Source organism: Catenulispora rubra, assembly GCF_015356825.1.
Taxonomy (GTDB): domain Bacteria; phylum Actinomycetota; class Actinomycetes; order Streptomycetales; family Catenulisporaceae; genus Catenulispora; species Catenulispora rubra.
On sequence record NZ_JAACYW010000781.1, the window covers coordinates 1 to 414 of the forward strand.

At 74.6% G+C, this 414-nt stretch carries 1 protein-coding gene; it reads right to left on the reverse strand.

Annotated elements, in window-relative coordinates; translation table 11 throughout:
* A partial coding sequence (locus tag GWK61_RS55390; protein WP_194922391.1) for a GAF domain-containing protein occupies positions 1-414 on the reverse strand: 414 nt, incomplete at both ends.

The window sequence follows — 414 nt, forward strand, 5'->3', positions numbered from 1 at the left end:
CGTCCAGCCCCTCGACCGCCCGCACCCCGGCGCGCACCCCAACCGCGCCGGGACGCCCTTGCGCCTGCCGCTGCGTCACCAACCGCAGCGCGCCGGCCGACTGCCGCGCGAACAGCGCGAGCAGGTCGAGCTCGGCCAGGTCGGAACGCGCCTGCGGGGAGGGGTCCAGCACCTCCAGGACGCCGAGCACCCCGGACGCGTCCAGCAACGGCGCCGCCATCAGGGCATTGGGAACGTACTGGGTGGACTCGGCCAGATCGCGGGCGAACCCCTGCTCCCGGTTCAGATCGTCCACCACCATCGGCTCGCCGGAACCGGCGACCCAGCCCGCGATCCCGCGTCCGGCCGGGAACCTGCGGCCGACCAGGAAGTCCTCGCCCTGCCCGGAGACCGCCTGGAAGACCAGTTCCCCGG